At 60.9% G+C, this 14,386-nt stretch carries 10 protein-coding genes and 2 pseudogenes; 6 read left to right on the top strand and 6 right to left on the bottom strand.

All coding sequences use genetic code 11. From position 1 onward, the window contains the following. Nucleotides 1-5 precede the first annotated feature (5 nt). Nucleotides 6-383: a DUF4087 domain-containing protein gene (locus PXJ20_RS08160; protein ID WP_421029727.1), complete on the top strand. Its 378-nt coding sequence runs from the start codon at nucleotides 6-8 to the stop codon at nucleotides 381-383. Between the two features lie 611 nt (nucleotides 384-994). On the opposite strand, the gene PXJ20_RS08155 is transcribed toward PXJ20_RS08160, so the two are convergent. Beyond that, nucleotides 995-1,381, bottom strand: coding sequence for a hypothetical protein (locus tag PXJ20_RS08155; RefSeq protein ID WP_421029726.1), 387 nt, complete (start codon nucleotides 1,379-1,381; stop codon nucleotides 995-997). A gap of 234 nt (nucleotides 1,382-1,615) precedes the next feature. Between PXJ20_RS08155 and PXJ20_RS08150 the strand changes: the two are divergent. From PXJ20_RS08150 to PXJ20_RS08130, 5 genes and pseudogenes are all read left to right on the top strand, one after another. Further along, nucleotides 1,616-2,420 (top strand): annotated as a pseudogene (locus PXJ20_RS08150) (lipid II flippase Amj family protein). A 411-nt stretch (nucleotides 2,421-2,831) separates the two neighbouring features. Beyond that, the gene (locus PXJ20_RS08145) at nucleotides 2,832-5,348 is read left to right on the top strand and encodes a type VI secretion system Vgr family protein (RefSeq protein WP_421029725.1); all 2,517 of its coding nucleotides are present in this window, start codon (nucleotides 2,832-2,834) and stop codon (nucleotides 5,346-5,348) included. A gap of 52 nt (nucleotides 5,349-5,400) precedes the next feature. After that, nucleotides 5,401-8,115 carry a glycoside hydrolase family 104 protein gene (locus PXJ20_RS08140; RefSeq protein WP_421029724.1) on the top strand — a complete coding sequence of 905 codons (2,715 nt, stop codon included), beginning with the start codon at nucleotides 5,401-5,403 and terminating at the stop codon, nucleotides 8,113-8,115. After that, nucleotides 8,112-8,663, top strand: coding sequence for a hypothetical protein (locus tag PXJ20_RS08135; RefSeq protein WP_233425699.1), 552 nt, complete (start codon nucleotides 8,112-8,114; stop codon nucleotides 8,661-8,663). Before PXJ20_RS08140 ends, PXJ20_RS08135 begins: the two co-directional genes overlap by 4 nt. Nucleotides 8,664-8,710: 47 nt before the next feature. Further along, the gene (locus tag PXJ20_RS08130) at nucleotides 8,711-8,971 is read left to right on the top strand and encodes a PAAR domain-containing protein (RefSeq protein ID WP_081601851.1); all 261 of its coding nucleotides are present in this window, start codon (nucleotides 8,711-8,713) and stop codon (nucleotides 8,969-8,971) included. 70 nt (nucleotides 8,972-9,041) lie between these two features. On the opposite strand, the pseudogene PXJ20_RS08125 reads toward PXJ20_RS08130, so the two are convergent. The 5 genes and pseudogenes from PXJ20_RS08125 to PXJ20_RS08105 form a co-directional block, all read right to left on the bottom strand. Continuing rightward, nucleotides 9,042-10,118, bottom strand: a pseudogene (locus tag PXJ20_RS08125) (IS3 family transposase). Nucleotides 10,119-10,452: 334 nt separating this feature from the next. Then, complete coding sequence (locus PXJ20_RS08120) at nucleotides 10,453-11,088, bottom strand: riboflavin synthase (protein WP_421029723.1); 636 nt, start codon at nucleotides 11,086-11,088, stop codon at nucleotides 10,453-10,455. Nucleotides 11,089-11,111: 23 nt separating this feature from the next. Then, nucleotides 11,112-12,233: a bifunctional diaminohydroxyphosphoribosylaminopyrimidine deaminase/5-amino-6-(5-phosphoribosylamino)uracil reductase RibD gene (ribD, locus tag PXJ20_RS08115; protein WP_421029722.1), complete on the bottom strand. Its 1,122-nt coding sequence runs from the start codon at nucleotides 12,231-12,233 to the stop codon at nucleotides 11,112-11,114. Nucleotides 12,234-12,308: 75 nt separating this feature from the next. Then, a complete protein-coding gene (gene hemL, locus PXJ20_RS08110) occupies nucleotides 12,309-13,604 on the bottom strand; it encodes a glutamate-1-semialdehyde 2,1-aminomutase (protein ID WP_277596736.1) in 1,296 nt (431 codons plus the stop codon). A 244-nt stretch (nucleotides 13,605-13,848) separates the two neighbouring features. Next, a complete protein-coding gene (locus tag PXJ20_RS08105; RefSeq protein WP_413212324.1) occupies nucleotides 13,849-14,334 on the bottom strand; it encodes a hypothetical protein in 486 nt (161 codons plus the stop codon). Nucleotides 14,335-14,386 lie beyond the last annotated feature (52 nt).

Raw genomic sequence — 14,386 nt, 5'->3', positions numbered from 1 at the left:
TTGTTATGAATGCTAGTCGGGTAGTGTGCCCGTTTTTCGTTTGCATTTTGGCGGCATCCTTTTGTACTTGTTCGGTTGCAGGGATTCGAGAAAATCGCTGTGGCTGGTTACAGAACCCGACGCCCGCAAACTGGTGGCTTGACGACAAGGATGGAAGTTGGACTCTATCTGTTATGGGCGGGAGGCCGGTACCCGGGTTCGATGATCTGCCTGACACGACCACGCATGATTGGGTCGTCACCAATGCGGGCGGGCACGGCCACGGATGCGCCTGCATCGATATGGAAGTCGGCAAGGGCACAGGTGACGTCGTACGGATCTATTCGGCAAAGGCGCTTCCACTAAAGCGTTGCAAAGCCGATCGCTCGCTGCCGCGGCCGTAAGCATGTGGTGAAGCGGGTGCGCGCGATGTGTGACGACGGTGTCGGAGCGGCCAAAAACGGCTGGTCGACGGACGGCTGGAGATCGCCGACAATTCAGACAATGTTAGATCGGTGGGTTGCAGGTAAATGCGCATTACGATTGCACTGCTTGCCTTCATGGCCGGCAGCCATGCTTGGGCCGGGTACGACGTTCACATCACCGGAAGTCGTTTTGGGCGGACACAACGGGCCCGAGGATCACACTCGAGCAATGGAAGGCATACGTCCGTGTCGACCCGCAAGTAGTGAATGATCCTGCGAACGGTCCGACAGACTTTCTCGTTACAGTCAGAAGCGCAGCGTTCCCGCTTTGGTACAACGTGGAGCTGGGTGAGCTCTACACAAAGGATCCGACGGTCGAAGCGGTTCGCAAGCTTGAGGATATCGCTAGGGGGATGAGAGCGAAAGTTCAAGGTGATGACGGCGAACCGTATCCTGCTCCGCCATGACCTCTGGTACATGCACGCTGGCCGTCAGCCAGCTTTGGTTATTCGAATTCTAGCTTCGAATCGACGACAGTACTGAGGTATAGACCCAGGCCAACCCGCCTCCCGGCTGCTGCCTTCTGTTCCTTAAAGGCCCAGCGCTGGTCGCCAATGAACAAATGGTGGGTACGGGACACCGTTGAAGAAGGCCGGAAATACTTCGACAACTTGGTCGGCCATGAACCATTCATCTGAGCGCATTGGAATGTTGCCCGCCCGGAAGACCAAGACTGTGCCATCGGGGCGCACGGGTGACGGTTTGTCGTGGAATGCCCTCCACCGCTGCGCACCAAACTCGTAACGCTCGATCATGCAACTAGTACTGCCACCCGCTACCTGCACGTAGCTACCACGAGCGTCAGTCAACGACGCATAAGAAGATTTGCCATAAGTTCGCAGCGATTGCAGTGATCGGGTGATCTGTTGTGGAGTTGGCGAGATGATTTCCGCTTTCCCTTCGATCTCGAATTTCATTTGCTGAATCGCTCCGATTCATCCGACCAGACGTGAATCCTACCAGCGCCAAAGCCTGATGCTGAACGGCCGTTAGCTGCAAAGCTGATTGGCCGTTTCGGGTCGGTAACTACCGCCTGCGCTCGGCAGCGGCCAACGGCTTATGGTGAGAAGGAGCGGCCGAACTGGATCATCGCGATCGCGCCGCACCTTGCTCGGGTACACTCATAGCTCCGCCACGCGCTCCGCAATTGCATGGACACTCAACTCTGGGCCATATGCGGGCTTACATTCGTAATCCACGTGATCGCGACATTGGCCTATGCAGTGCGGATCGCTGGCGTTCGCACGCGCCGCATCGCCTTGTCGTTTTCCCTTTTCGGGATCATCGCGCTGGTTTCCAGGACGGCCAATTCCTTTCAGGGGCCATTCATTGCCAAGCGCGTCGAAGTGGACATTGCGCATCACATGGGAAGGGGGGGTGCTCGCCGATTTTCGGCTGTTTCTGCTGACCGCCACTGTGGCAACCATTGCCGGATCATTCCTGATTCCCACGTTCCAGCGGTATTTCAGCCGGGCGGTCGATCACTTTCAGATGTACCGCTCGATCCCACGTCTACTGCTGGACGCATTCAGCCGTGCCGGCTTCAGCTACCTGCGTATCGGCGCGCGCGTTCCTTCCCGCCACAACGTTACGCAACTGGCAGGTAATACGGGTCTGTCCTGGAAGGTCATCGTGCTGAATGTCGTTGCAATGGCGATCTGGACAGTCGGCGTATTCGCATCGCTGTATGCCGGTTATCTGAAGCCCGAGCTCAGAGTGACATGCGCTAATCTTTCATCGGTCATCAACGGCTTCGCGACTGTGGTCCTGACAGTCGTCATCGACCCGCAGGTTTCCGTAATGACCGACGATGTTATCGAAGGCCGGCTATCGGAAAACTGCTTCAGGCGGGCGATCACGGCGCTCGCGGGTGCCCGCGTTCTCGGTACATTGTGCGCCCAGGCTGTACTTCTCCCCGCGGCCCTCATAATCGTCCGCGTCGCAGAAGTCATTTAGCGCGACGGCCGGCACGATTCCGTCTGGACTGATCTCGCCTGTCTTGTCGATGCCCCAATGAAGGCTTGGGAGTGCCCCGGCTTGCCGTTGGCGTTCTTTACGGCGACGACGTAACGCGCGTCAAAGGTCTCCTTGGGACGACGCACGTTCCAATATCGGTTTCGGAAATCCGCATCGGCACACGTCTTCGCTCGATAACCGTTCTCCGATTGATGCAATGGCTACGTTCTCAGCCGGAGCGCTTGAATAGGCCATCTATTGCGACTTTCTGCCGTGCATTTAAAATGCGCTCTGGTTGCGCCGATCAAAGAGCCATAATGGCAGCGATGTAAAGATAGGCTCGCTTCTGGAATGTATTTTTTACTGGACTAATTTCAAGATTTAACGATAAAGAAAAGAAAAGGGGTAAAAATGACTGGCGCGCTATACAGGGCGATGCGCGATGGATATGTGCAGGCTAACCGGCTGATCAGGCTAGACACGTCGCTCGGGGAAGACTGGCTCATTCCGCTTCAGGTCAAGGGTTCCTCACGGCTGGGCCGCGATTACGAATTCACGGTCGACGCCGTCAGCGCACGTGGCGATCGCGTGAAGCTCAAGGCGTTGATCGGCCAGGCCGTCACGCTGTGGATTCAGCAGACCGACGGAAGCTATCTGCCCCATCACGGCTATGTCCACCATTTCAGCCGGCTGGGATCGGATGGTCCGTTGACCTGGTACCAGCTGCGCTTCTCGTCATGGATGTACTACCTGCGCCTGCGCCGGGATATGCGTGACTGGCAGGAGCAGGGCGGCGAGCAGATTCTGTCGGACGTGTTCGACGAGCACCCGCAGGCCAAAGGCGCCTACCGTTTCCAGCTCAGCCGCTCGCTGCCGTCCTATTCAAACCGTGTGCAGTACGAGTACGACTGGAACTTCGTGCACCGCAGCCTCGAAGAAATGGGCTTGTTTGGCTACTTCGAGCAGGCCAGCGACGGCAAATCGCACACCCTCGTTCTGATGGACGACCTGTACCACGCGCCGCAGCTCGCCCAGCGCACCGTCTGGTTTGCTCGCGGTGGCATCGGTGAGGAAACGGATGGCCTCACGCAGTGGAACGAGCGGCTGCAGATCGACAGCGAACAGCTCACCACGCGCACGTTCAACTACAAGCGTGAGGACTTGACCAACGAGGCGAGCGGTTCAGTCGGCGAGGCCAACGGTGGGTTACCCGCACAGGGCGAGGTGTACGACTACACCGGGGCCTATACCGGTTCGAGCCGCGACCAGCGTGAGCGGCTGCTCGGCATCCGGCTAGAGGAACGGCTTTCGCGCATGAAGCGCTTTCACGGCACGGGCGGGCTGCGCAGCGCGATGCCGGGGTACTGGTTCGAACTGCAGGGTCATCCTGTGCACGATGCCGGCACGCAGCAGGACCGCCAGTTCGCGATCCTTGCGGTCGACTGGACAATCCGCAACAACCTCCCTGGTCTCGACGGCATTGCGGACCTGCCGGGCAGCCTTGGTGCAGAGGTTGCGCAGGCCGTCACGTCGAAGCGTGGCGCGACGGTGAGCCATGCGGACGGCAGCGAAGGCCACTTCCTGGTGCAGATCGAGGCACAGCGTCGGCGCGTTGCGTTCAGGAGTCCCTTCGAGCACAGGAAGCCGATTATGCAGCTACAGTCGGGCATCGTCGCCGGTCCGGAGAAGGAGGAGGTGTACACCGATTCACTGAACCGGGTGAAGGTGTGGCTACCGTGGAACCGCCGCAACGGCCGGAACGAGACTGCGTCATGCTGGATACGCGCTGCGTTTCCTGATGCCGGATCGCGCCGGGGCGGGCACTTTCCGCTGCGTACGGGCGATGAGGTGATCCTCGGCTTCATGGAAGGTGACTGCGACCGGCCGGTCATCCTGAGCAGAATGCACGGCGGCTCGACGCCGCCGGTCTGGAACACTAACGGGCTGCTGTCGGGACACCGGTCGAAGGAATACGGAGGCAACGGCTACAACCAGTTGCTCTTCGACGATTCCACCGGCCAGAACCGCATTCACCTGTACTCGACGAGCAGCCAGTCGCACCTGCATCTGGGGTACCTGGTACAGCACGCGGACAACACGCGCGGCGCTTTCATCGGCAATGGCTTCGACCTGAAATCCGACGCGTATGGCGCGATCCGCGCCGGTCAGGGGCTGTACGTCTCGACACACGCCACGTCGGTCGCCCAGCCGCTGAATGCGACGCAGGCCAGCCGGCAGCTCGTGAGTTCGGAGTCGCTGGTCGAAACGCTGTCACAGGCAAGCGTTGCGGCCCGTGCCGAGAGCCTGCAGGCCGGTCAGGAGGCTCTGCGGGCGTTTACCGACGCCACCCAGCAGAGCGTGGCAGGGAACGCATCCGGCGGGCGCACGGCCGGCGGCGGCGCGGGTAATGCGAACTGCTTCGCGAAACCGGTGCTGCTGATGGCAAGCCCGGCTGGTGTGGCGGTCTCCACGCAGCAGTCGGCCCAGATCACCGCTGACCAACACGTGAACGTGGTGAGCGGCCAGAACACGCACCTTGCCGCCGGCAAGTCGCTGGTCGCGAGCGTAGCGGAGAAGATCAGTCTGTTCGTGCAGAACGCGGGCATAAAGCTGTTCGCGGCGAAGGGCATGGTGGAAATCCAGGCGCAGACCGACGGGATGGCGCTCACTGCGCTAAAGGATCTGAAGATCACGAGCGCGAACGGACGGCTCGTGCTGACCGCAGAGAAGGAGGTGTGGATCGGCGCGGGTGGCTCGTACATCAAGATCGGACCGAACCTGATCGAGAACGGCACGGCGGGACAGATTCTCGAAAAGTGCGGGTCGTGGGACAAGCCGTCGGCGGCTTCCTCGAAGCTAACGGGCAACCTCGCGACGCCGGGTGACATTGCGACGAAGCCGGGGCACCTGCTGGACTACTCGGGCTAGGGACGAAGCCTGTCCGCAACGCAACCCGGTACCCACAGAATGATCGCAGACCATGAGCACGAAGAACGATACGCATAACAAACCGGCGCCGCCCCCGACGACTGCCGCGCCCCAGCCGCTCCAGCCGCTCAGGAACTGGAGTTATCCGTTCGCACCGAACAACGCGAGAGCAGTCGGTGCCCAATCCTGTTTCGAGGCACTGGGCAAGGCCGAAGATGGCTTCTTTCCGCTCGGGGCGAACGGCATCTGGCATGGCGGTATCCATTTCGGCAAAGGTACCGAAGGGATGCTGAAGCAGGACGAAGGCGTCAGCGTCATCGCAGATGGCGAGATCGTCGCCTACAGGCTCGACAGCAAGTATCCGGAACTGGACTATCCGGATGGCAGGAAGGGGCTGTACTCAACGAGCTTCGTGCTGGTACGGCACAAGCTCGCCATTCCTACGTCACAACCACCATCCACTTCCTCTGGAACGCAATCATTGTCGCAAGCGCCTAGTGCCCAAGGCGCCTCGACATCCGCACTGCCGGCAACTACCGCGGAGCCGCCTTCGGACGACGTTCTGGAGTTCTACAGCCTCTACATGCACCTGCTCGACTGGGCGCATTACCAGTCGACCGGCAAAGATGCTGATACGGCAAACGGCACACCCGCCGTCCAGCGAATGCCTTTCTGGAAAGGTGACCGATGCTTCGTGGTGGGTAGCAAGGCGAAAGATACGCAGGCAGCGGCGAGAGTGCCGGAATCTGTGAGTGGGGACCCCATCGGCGACCTGATCGCCAACGACTTTCAGGTACGGGTTCAGACACCCTCCATCACAGGCCTTCATATCCGTGAACTTCCGCAGGGAAAGATCATCGGACTGTTGCCTCGCGGTAGCGAAATCACAGTTGTCGGCACCGCAAAGAGCGGCTGGGCGCGCATCGATAAAGTGCAGAAGGGTAGTCCCGTTGCCGCAACTGAGAGCGAGGACCCTCCCGTCACCGCCGCAACAGGCTGGGTCTATATCGATGAACTGGATTCGAAGATTACGCCGAATCCGCTCGATGCAGTCGTCGTGCTTGACACGCCGTTTCCGGTCAAGGCGGGCGACAAGATCGGCCATCTTGGACATTTCCTGCGATATCGCGAATCAACGCAATTACCTCCACAGGCTTCCAGGCCGCTACTGCATCTGGAAGTCTTCGCGGGCGACAAGCTCAAGGCATTCATCGACAGGTGCCGCTCTCGGGCCGATAGTCTCCCGAAGACTATGCTGGTTGTGTCGCCGGGGGCAATGCTGGTGACCCCGTCGGAACCCGACCAGACCATCGATATTGGCCTCACGCTCAAACCCGTTGCAGGCAGCCCTTCGAAGGGCCCGTGGGTGAGGGTGCAACCAATGCAGATGCCTACGTCGGGCACCTCCGGTCATTCGCATACTCATCATGCGAAACACAAGGCAAACGGCACGCCGAAGGGCAATCCGCTGTGGGTCGAGCGATCATTGAGCGGCCAGGTAACCGAGCGTGTCACCGACGGCTGGAACGAATTCCCTTTGAAGCTTGCGAATGCCAAAGGGCCGGCAGCAACGTTCCAGGACGTATTCACACAAAGCGAATTGCAACAGATCGAATCGGCCGAAGACGACCAACGGCAGCACTGGTGGAAAATCACCATCGGGACCGGAAAGGGCGACAGCACTACAGGCTGGGTGTGCGATAAAGGTCATCCGAACACGTCGTGGCAGAGCCAGTGGGCATGGCCCGGATTTGAGATCGTTGATAACACCAGCATCTCGATCGTCGACTCGTTCAAGCGGGCGGTCTACGTGACCAAAGAACTGCTGGACGGGGAGGAAGACGAATTCAAGCCCTCAGCGTTGGGCGTAAACAGCAGCGAACTCATTACCAAGCTGGAAAAGGCCATCGACCACGATGGAAACGGCACATTAACCGCAGCCGAGCTGGCGAAGGCGCAGGAGATTCCGTGGCTGGCAGAAGCACTATCACATCTGATCGTGCGCTACGAAAGCGAATGGGGCGGCAGTATGGGGAAATGGGACCAGTTGTCGGCGCTCATGAAGGAGCACAAGCAGATCTGGCAAAGCGAGCTCGAGCGTATCGAGAAACTTCAGTGGTGGAATAAAGTCGCCACCGTTAATGGTTTCCCAGATTTGCCAGTCGTATATCATATCCATCCGATCGGGCTGATCGGGAATTTTGCGTCGAAAAACTTAACTTTGGAAGAGGCGCGTGTTCGCGCTTTTCTTCGAATGATTCGAGTGGGGGAGGGGACTGAAGGAGAGGCCGGTTACGAAAGACTGTTCGGCGGGGAGTCATTTATCAAGAACTATAGTCGAGATTTCAGTGATCACCCGAAGATCCTCATAACGCGGACAAACAGTCGTGGCAAAACGCTGAAATCGACCGCTGCGGGAGCGTACCAGGTCATGGGCTACACATGGGACGATCCAACGTTCATAAGTTATCGACAGCAGTATGGGATCGATAATTTCACACCTGCATCGCAAGATCGATTTTGCGTGGTTTTGTTGAAATTCAAGAGAAACGCAATTGAAGATATAAAGAAAGGTGATATTCAGAGAGCTATATTCGATGACGGATGTAACAAGGAATGGGCCAGTTTGCCCGGGGATATGTACGGCCAGGGTGGTGTAAGTATGGACACCGTCAATCAGAAATTTTCTACGTATCTCGATGATGAATTGAGCGGAAATAGCGATCTGGCCGTTCCTGTCGGTGGGTTGGATGATTTGATCAAATGACCGGAGTTGCAATGCGCGCAAGGTTCTTTTTCATGGTCTTTCTAGGCATCGTATCCTGCAATTCCCAGGCCTTCACGGCCGAAGGTGCCGCCGCACCCAAGTTTTCGGACTATCCCTCGCCGATATACAACGGGAATATTCGCATTCCCTCTTATTACGTCAAATCAGGCGACACGTGGAGGGACGACATGGGGAAGGAGGTTTCTCCTCCAAGGGTTAATTTTGCGGGCAAGTACTACATTGGGCTCCACAGTTGCGGAACGGAGTGTCGTTACTACACGTTGTCGGACTTGGCCACGGGCAAGGACTCCAAGGCTCTGGACATGTTCTCGTCGGATGGAGAAAAGCCGCAAAAGACCAGTGACGGACGTAACTACGTAACTGAATTGCTTAGTCACCCGGACAGCAGGTTGGTGATCGCCCAGTACCACATCGAGCAAATCCCCGGAAAACCGGGCGAGTGCCGCGAAAGGATGTTCGTGCTGAGCGACGACGGCGAGAAGGTGGCGCCGGTAACGAAGACTCTTGATGGCTGTCAGCCACGTTGAGCTGCATCTGGTTCGGCCGATATTGCGTTCTTGATTTCGACACATCAATGATGAACTTGATACGCATCGACGACGATACTGATCATGGTGGAAAAGTTATCACTGCGTCGTCCACCATGAGCTTCGATGGTCGTTTCGTCGCCCGTAAGGGCGACGAAGTGTCTTGCCCGAAACACCCTGACACGAAGCCGAATGTCATCATCGAGGGGGACACGTCAATGACGGACGATGGTATTCCGATCGCGCGACATGGCCATCGCGCAACCTGTGGATGTCATCTGATATCGAGCCTGAGCGATCCCTCATGATGTCAGGCAGCCGGTGACCTTACCCCTTCGAGTACACCACTCGTAAGTTACTGGGCTTGCCGGTTTTCGGTTAATGCAGTTGCCGGAATTGGTCCGGCGCCAGTTGCCCTAAGGCACTATGCGGGCGCACCGAGTTGTAGTCAGTGCGCCACGCTTCAATTCGCCTGCGCGCATCATCGAGACTGACGAACGCATGCTGGTTCAAACATTCTTCGCGCAGTCGGCCGTTGAAGCTTTCGATGTACGCGTTTTCCACCGGCCTGCCTGGACGGATGAACTGCAGCCTGATGCCATGTTCGTGCGCCCAGGCATCGAGCGCCTTGCTGACGAACTCCGGTCCGTTATCCACCTGAATCAGGCCGGGGCATCGTCCGCGTTGCCGCAACTGCTCGAGCACACGCGCCACGCGAACACCGGTGAGCGAGAAGTCGACCTCGATGTGCGGGCACTCGCGGTTCCACGCGTCGATGATGGTCAACATGCGAATGCGTCGGCCATGCACCAGTGCGTCAGCAACAAAGTCCATCGCGCAGCTTTCGTCTGCGCCGCCGGGCGCCGGCATTACCGCGCGTAGATGACCCGGGCGCTTCTTTCGACGTTTCAGGCGAAGCGACAGCCTTCTGCGCGGTACAGCCGCTCAGTGCGCTTGTGGTTCTGGACCAGACCCTCCCGGCGGAGCAACACATGCAGGCGGGGCGAACCAAACCGTGGCCGCTCCTGTGCCAGCTCGCGCAGCCTGCCGAACTTCGCGGTCGGCGTCAGGCAGCACCGGCCGTCGGAACGTCCGGCGGTTCACGCCAATGAGCGCGCACGCCCGGCGCTCCGAATAGTCGTGCTGGTCAATCACCTGCTGCACAATTTCCCGGCGCTGCGCGGGCGAACTCACTCCTTTTCCGAGAACGTCCTTCAGAACCCGGATGTCCAGTGCCTGGTCGGCCACCAGCTGCTTGAGCCGCTGGTTTTCTTCCTCCAGTTGCCGCAATCGTCGCGTTTCCGACACATCCATGCCGCCGTAGCGGCTACGCCAGTTATAGAACGTCGCATCCGATATGCCGTGCTTGCGGCGCAGGTCTGCGACCTTCATGCCTGCGTCGGCTTCCTTCAGCACCCCGATTATCTGCTCTTCGCTGAACCGGGACCTCTTCATGACAAGGGTTTTCCTGCGGCCTTGCCACTAACTTTACAGTGGGATACTTCAGAGGGGGAAGGTCAGAAACTTGCAGACTGCTTTTCTGCCGGGTGCAGCGTACGGATCTCCAACTCTCGATAGTGTCGTTCGACAAAGTCGCGTCCAGTTACCCAGCCCCAATGCCGGCATGGCAGGCAGCCGAATTCAGCATGTCGATCACGCGTCTCCTGGAGGTGTGACGGTATACGAACCGCAGACAACGGCCGTATACGTCAGAAATACCGCCACCAAACTGTAGATTCAGCGAGATTCAGCGATACAACAATAGACAGTCAGCGCGCCAAGAACTGAATCATTTCAACGGTTTATAGCCATCCTGAGACGTCCCGAGCATCCGCTCCACATACCGCGCAATCAGATCCACCTCGAGATTCACCCGTGTGCCTGCCGCCAGATGCTTGAGCGTGGTGACCTCGACCGTGTGCGGAATCAGGTTGATCGAGAATTCGCAGCCGTCGGCGCGGTCTTCCACCGAATTGACGGTCAGGCTCACGCCGTTCACCGTAATCGAGCCCTTGTACGCCAGATAGCGGCCAATCTCGCGCGGCGCCAGTACGCGCAACTCGTGCGACTCGCCTACCTGCGCGAAGCGCGTGACCTGGCCCAAACCGTCCACGTGGCCCGAGACGATATGGCCGCCCAGCCGGTCATGTGCCCGCAATGCCTTTTCCAGGTTGACCTCGCCGGTTTGCGCGAGGCCCACGGTGCGGTTCAGGCTTTCGCGCGACACGTCCACGTCGAAGCTGCGCGCCGTCTTTTCGATCACGGTCATGCAGGCGCCCTGAATCGCGATGCTGTCGCCGATCTGCACGTCCGCGAGATCGAGGCTGCCTGCGTCCACGCTGAGGCGCACGCCCGCGTCCGGCGTGGTGCCGAGCGGGCGGATCGATTCGATGCGGCCCACTGCCGCGACGATTCCCGTAAACATCGTGTCGTTCCCTGTCAGTGTTGTCAGTGCGAAGGTTGAGCGGGCGTGAGGCGCGCGAGGATGCGCAGATCGGTGCCGATCCGCTCCACCTGGTGAAACTCGAAGCGCATGCGCTGTTCGAGCGAGTCGGGCGCGAGTACGTTGACCATGCTGAGCGAATTTGCGCCGAGCAGCGTGGGCGCCAGATAAACGAGCAGTTCGTCCACGCAGCCTTCGCGCAGCAACGAGCCATTGAGCTTGTAGCCCGCCTCGACGTGCAGTTCGTTCACGCCGCGTTCGGCCAGTTCCTTGAGCATGCCGGGCAGGTTCACCTTGCCGTGCTCGTTGGCAAGGGCCACGATTTCGGCGCCCCGCGCGCGCAGCGCTTCGGCGCGCTCTGCGTTGCGCTCGTCGAGCGCGGCGCAAAAGATCAGCGTGGGCGGGCCGGCCAGAATGTGCGCGTCGGGCGGCACTTCGAGCTTGCTGTCGATCAGCACTCGCCGCGGCTGGCGCGGCGTTTCCACGGCGCGCACGGTCATGCGCGGGTTGTCTTCCTTGACCGTGCCGATGCCGGTGAGAATGGCCGATGCGCGCGCCCGCCAGGCGTGTCCGTCGGCGCGCGCCGCTTCGCCTGTGATCCACTGGCTTTCGCCGGAAGGCAGGCCGGTGCGTCCGTCGAGCGAGGCCGCGACTTTCATGCGCACCCACGGCCGTGCCCGCGTCATGCGCGAGACGAAGCCGATGTTGAGTTCGGCCGCTTCGTTTGCGAGCAGGCCGCAGCGCACGTCGATGCCTGCGTTGCGCAACATGCCGAGCCCGCGGCCTGAGACCAGCGGATTCGGGTCTTCCATCGCCGCGATCACGCGCGCCACTTTGGCTTCGATCAGTGCGTTCGCGCACGGCGGCGTGCGGCCGAAGTGGCTGCACGGTTCGAGCGTGACGTAAGCGGTGGCGCCGCGCGGATCGTTGCCGCGCGAGCGCGCGTCTTTCAGCGCGCGAATTTCGGCGTGGTCCTGGCCTGCGGGCTGCGTAAAGCCTTCGCCGATCACCTCGCCGTTCTTGACCAGCACGCAGCCCACGCGCGGATTCGGGTCCGTGGTGTAGAGACCGCGCGCCGCAAGCGTCAGCGCGCGCTGCATGTGGACAAAGTCGGTTTGCGAGAACATCGGCTGGGTTTCTCCGCGCGGCGTTCAGTAAGGGCGAGCAAGGCACGGCGGCAGGGCCGCCAAGGCGGGCATCGATCAGGCAGCGAGCGCGGCGAACGCGCCGCGCGCAGCGTCGATCGTCTCGTCGATCACGTCGTCGCCATGCGTGCTCGACACGAAGCCCGCTTCGTACGCGGACGGCGCGAAGTACACGCCGGCGTCGAGCATCTTGTGGAAGAACGCGTTGAAGCGCGCGATGTCGCTCTTCGTGACGTCGGCAAAGCTCTCGGGTACGTGCTGCGTGAAATAGAGGCCGAACATGCCGCCGAGCGAATCGGCCGCGAACGGCACGCCGGCTTCGCGCGCCGCATCGGCGAGGCCGCCCACGAGCCGCGCCGTTTGTGCGCCAAGGCGCTCGTAGAAGCCCGGCGCCTGGATCAGTTCGAGCGTCTTCAGGCCCGCCGCCACCGCTACCGGATTGCCCGACAGCGTGCCCGCCTGGTAGACGCCGCCCGTTGGCGCAAGGTGAGCCATGATGTCGCGCCGGCCGCCGAATGCCGCCGCGGGCATGCCACCGCCGATCACCTTGCCGAGGCACGTGAGGTCCGGCGTGATGCCGAAGAGTTGCTGTGCGCCGCCCAGCGCCACGCGAAAGCCGCACATCACTTCGTCGAAGATCAGCACGCCGCCGTACTCGTTCGTGAGGCGCCGCAGTGCGTTGAGGAACTCCGGCGTCGCCTTCACGAGGTTCATGTTGCCGGCCACGGGTTCGACGATCACGGCCGCGATCTCGTTGCCGAATGCCTTGAACGCCTCTTCGAGTGCGGCGACGTTGTTGTACTCGAGCACCGTGGTGTGCTTCGCGATGTCGACGGGCACGCCCGCCGAAGTCGGATTGCCGAACGTGAGCAGCCCCGAGCCCGCTTTCACGAGCAGGCTGTCGGCATGGCCGTGATAGCAGCCTTCGAACTTGACGATGCGGCTGCGGTTCGTGAAGCCGCGCGCAAGACGCAGCGCGCTCATCGTGGCCTCGGTGCCGCTCGACACCATGCGCACCTGTTCCATCGACGGCACGAGCTTGCAGATCACCTCGGCGATCTCGATTTCGGCCTCGGTGGGTGCGCCGAACGAGAAGCCCTTCACCAGCGTGCGCTGCACCGCTTCCAGCACCTCGGGATGCACGTGGCCTACGATCATGGGGCCCCACGAGCCGATGTAGTCGATATAGCGTTTGCCGTCGGCATCCCAGAAGTACGGGCCTTCTGCGCGTTCGATGAAGCGCGGCGTGCCGCCCACGGAACGGAAAGCGCGCACGGGCGAATTGACGCCGCCGGGGATGGTGCGCTGTGCGCGTTCGAAGAGAGCCTGATTCCTGGACTGGGTGCTGGACATGAGTGACCTGACCTGCTGTGACGTTGAATGAGCGTTGAAATGCGCGTCGGGCGTGAATGAAGGGCGTCGTCGCTGCGGTGGGCGTCTTGTGTGCACGGGGTGGTGCGTCTTGTTTCGTGCGCCTTGCCGCGCGTTCCCTGCTGCCGATGCCCGGGCGCGCCCGGCGAGGCGCGGCGACCGGATAGTTCCTCGAAATTGTACCGGACTCCCGCGCCGCGAGCCGGGCCGCTCCCTGTGGCGCGCGCTACCGCCGCCGGGGCGACGGCCCCGCCGGCAGCGACCCCGGCCCGGGCCGCTTGCCCGTGAGCGCCGCCCAGCGCTTTTCGAGCGCCCCTTCGGCAATCGGCTTGATGGTCGTGCCCGAACTCTGCGCATCCCAGGTCTGCACGGAAAACGGATGTTCGCGCAGCGCCTCGCGCCCGATCACGACTTCTTCGTGCGCATCGACGAGCCAGTCGTAGACGAAATCGATGCAGAGCCGATAGCCACGCTTGTAGGCGGGATCGGGCACCTCGTAGGGCGCGCGCGTGACGTATCCCGACCCGAACAGGCCGCGCGGCTCCGACGCCACGCGATGCAGGAACACGCGGTCGCCGGGCAGGATGCCGCGGGCGAAGCCGCACCCCCAGACGTCGGCGACGGCTTCGCCTGCGGCAACGCGCCGCGCCACGTCCGGCAGTTCGGGCCACGGCCACTTCTTCGGGCTCCAGATCAACAGGAAGGCGGTCATGCTGGCTATTTCGAGGCGCAAGGGGAAGGAAACCGCGAGCTTAACGCATCGA

Origin of the sequence: Paraburkholderia sp. A1RI_3L, assembly GCF_048957895.1 — a bacterium.
Lineage (GTDB): Bacteria > Pseudomonadota > Gammaproteobacteria > Burkholderiales > Burkholderiaceae > Paraburkholderia > Paraburkholderia kururiensis.
The sequence above is the reverse complement of the archived record's forward strand: the minus strand, read 5'-3'. Positions and strand labels throughout refer to the sequence as shown.

What these genes read in the sequence shown, in the direction of transcription:
- PXJ20_RS08160 (WP_421029727.1), top strand. Translation starts at nt 6, where the DNA reads ATGAATGCTAGTCGGGTAGTGTGCCCGTTTTTCGTTTGCATTTTGGCG.
- PXJ20_RS08155 (WP_421029726.1), bottom strand. Translation starts at nt 1,381, where the DNA reads ATGAAATTCGAGATCGAAGGGAAAGCGGAAATCATCTCGCCAACTCCA.
- PXJ20_RS08145 (WP_421029725.1), top strand. Translation starts at nt 2,832, where the DNA reads ATGACTGGCGCGCTATACAGGGCGATGCGCGATGGATATGTGCAGGCT.
- PXJ20_RS08140 (WP_421029724.1), top strand. Translation starts at nt 5,401, where the DNA reads ATGAGCACGAAGAACGATACGCATAACAAACCGGCGCCGCCCCCGACG.
- PXJ20_RS08135 (WP_233425699.1), top strand. Translation starts at nt 8,112, where the DNA reads ATGACCGGAGTTGCAATGCGCGCAAGGTTCTTTTTCATGGTCTTTCTA.
- PXJ20_RS08130 (WP_081601851.1), top strand. Translation starts at nt 8,711, where the DNA reads ATGATGAACTTGATACGCATCGACGACGATACTGATCATGGTGGAAAA.
- PXJ20_RS08120 (WP_421029723.1), bottom strand. Translation starts at nt 11,088, where the DNA reads ATGTTTACGGGAATCGTCGCGGCAGTGGGCCGCATCGAATCGATCCGC.
- ribD (WP_421029722.1), bottom strand. Translation starts at nt 12,233, where the DNA reads ATGTTCTCGCAAACCGACTTTGTCCACATGCAGCGCGCGCTGACGCTT.
- hemL (WP_277596736.1), bottom strand. Translation starts at nt 13,604, where the DNA reads ATGTCCAGCACCCAGTCCAGGAATCAGGCTCTCTTCGAACGCGCACAG.
- PXJ20_RS08105 (WP_413212324.1), bottom strand. Translation starts at nt 14,334, where the DNA reads ATGACCGCCTTCCTGTTGATCTGGAGCCCGAAGAAGTGGCCGTGGCCC.